Consider the following 2,179-nt stretch of genomic DNA (forward strand, 5'->3'; position numbering starts at 1 on the left):
CGCCACCGGCGCCGGCGCCGCGCCGGCCGCCGGCGCCGCCGGCTTGCCCAGCGTCAGCGGCCGGCTGCGCACCTCGTTCTCGGTGCCGGACCAGAATTCGGCCTGGTTGACGTCCGGCCGGCGCAGATTGCGCACGATGCGCGGCGTCACCGACAGCACGATCTCGGTGCGCTGGTGGTCGTCGCGCTGCGAGGAAAACAGCCGCCCCAGCACCGGCAGGTCGCCGACGCCGGGCACGCGCAGTGAGCTCATGCGCTCCTCATTGCTGATCAGGCCGGCCAGCAACTGGGTCTCGCCATCCTTCAGGCGCAGCACCGTGCTGGCCGTGCGGGTGCCGATCTGGTAGACCAGCGAACCGGCGCCGGTCTTGATCTCGCGTACCAGCGAACTGACTTCCAGGCCGACCTTGATCGCCACCTCGTCGTCCAGCGAGATGTTGGGCTCGACGTCGAGCTTGAGGCCGACGTCGACATATTGCACCGACTCGGAAATGAAATTGCTGTTGCCGGCGTTGCCGGTGGTCGTCACCACCGGCAGCTTGTCGCCGATCATGATCTTGGCCTTTTCGCGGTTGCGGGCGCGGATCTTCGGATTGGCCAGGATGTTGACATCGCCGACGTCGCGGTGCAGGTTCAGCGTCACCGGCGGCACGTTGACGCCGATGGTGTCGCCGTTGAGTTTATGGACATTGCCCAGCGTGAAACCGCCGGCCGGCGCGATCGGCGTCAGCGTGAAGCCGTCCGGGTATTTGATGCCCAGCTCGGTCAGGCTGGCGCGCTTGATCTCCAACACCTCCACCTCCATCATCACCTCCGGTTCGGCCAGGTCGTGCAGCGCGATCAGGCGCTCGGCCAGCCGGATGGTCTGGGGCGTCTCGCGGATGACGATCAGGTTGATCTTCTCGTCGATGAAGGGATCGCGGATTTTCAGCATGTTCTTCAGCAGCAGCGCGGTCTGCCGCACGTCGGCGCTGGACAGATAGAAGGCCCGTATCATCAGATCCTGGTATTCGCGGACTTTTTCCGGCGTCTTCGGGTAGATCAGCACGGTAGTCGGGTCGATCACCTTGTACGCCAGCTGGCTGGTGGCGGTCAGCAGCTCGAGCGCATCGTCCAGCCGGCTCTGGCGCAGGAACACGGTGGTGCGCACATCCTGGCGCACATCCTTGTCGAGCACGAAGTTGATGCCGCTGTTACGGGTCAACACTTCCAGCACCATGCGCAGATTGGCGTCGCGAAAATCCAGCGACACCGGGCGGCCCTCGGACAGGCGCGCGCCGCCCAGTTCCGCCTGGCGCGCCTCCAGTTCCAGCTGCCGCTGCAGCGCCAGCAATGGCTCGCTGCGCGGGCTGTCCTTCAAGGCGTTCTCGATCACCAGCAGCGCGCGTTCGCTGAAACCCTTGGCCAGCAAGTCGCGGGCGCTGGCCAGCGCGGCGGCCTGGCGCCGGTCGCGCGCCAGCTCCAGCAGCATGGCCTTGGCGCGCTCATCGCCGGGATGGATGGCCAGCGCGCGCTGCGCCATCTGTTCGGCCTCGCCATCGCGGCCGGTGACGCGCAATTCGGCCGCCGACTTGAGCAGGCGGCCGACCAGCGTTTCCTGGGCGCTGATCAGGCCGGAACGCAGTTCGACGCTGTCCGGATAGCGCTGCAGGCCGGCCTCATAAGTTTGCAGCGCCTGCTCGAACTTGCCTTTGTTGATCAGCGTCTCGGCCTCGGTGCGCACCGACTGCGCACCGCAGGCGGCCAGCAGCAGGCCCACCATCAGGGCCGGGACATGCTTCAGAATGATACGGCGATGCAGCAAAGTCGGACTCCAGTTCAGCGATGGCTAGTTGTCGGCGGAGCGCAGCGGAATGCGCACCCGCTCGTCGAGGGGCAGATAGGTAATCACCAGCTCGCTGTCGTTCAGCGTGTCGACCCGGTAGTCTTGGTCCAGCACCTGGTGCAGCCGGACCGGCACGATGGCGTCGCCGCGCGCCAGATAGGTCAGCAACTGGCCGTCGACGCTGAGCATGCGGCCCAGATAGTGGTAGGGAAAGGCTGGCGCGACCGGCGCCGGCGGCGGCGGTGGCGCTGCCACCACCGCCGGCTGCGCTTGGGGCGGCGGCAAAAAGCTGAGCGCCCTGAACGGATCGACCGCGGCCGCGGCCAGCGGCTCGCGCGGGGACGCCGTCCGCCCC

At 67.2% G+C, this 2,179-nt stretch carries 1 protein-coding gene and 1 pseudogene; both read right to left on the bottom strand.

Translation table 11 applies throughout. From position 1 onward, the window contains the following. Positions 1 to 1,803 (bottom strand): secretin and TonB N-terminal domain-containing protein (locus tag GEV02_RS32515; RefSeq protein ID WP_152841915.1); only part of this gene is annotated, 1,803 nt, incomplete at its 3' end. Between the two features lie 24 nt (positions 1,804 to 1,827). Beyond that, a pseudogene (locus GEV02_RS33080) lies at positions 1,828 to 2,179 on the bottom strand (hypothetical protein); the annotation flags it as partial.

The sequence above is a fragment of the Rugamonas aquatica genome, assembly GCF_009380215.1.
Lineage (GTDB): Bacteria > Pseudomonadota > Gammaproteobacteria > Burkholderiales > Burkholderiaceae_D > Rugamonas > Rugamonas aquatica_B.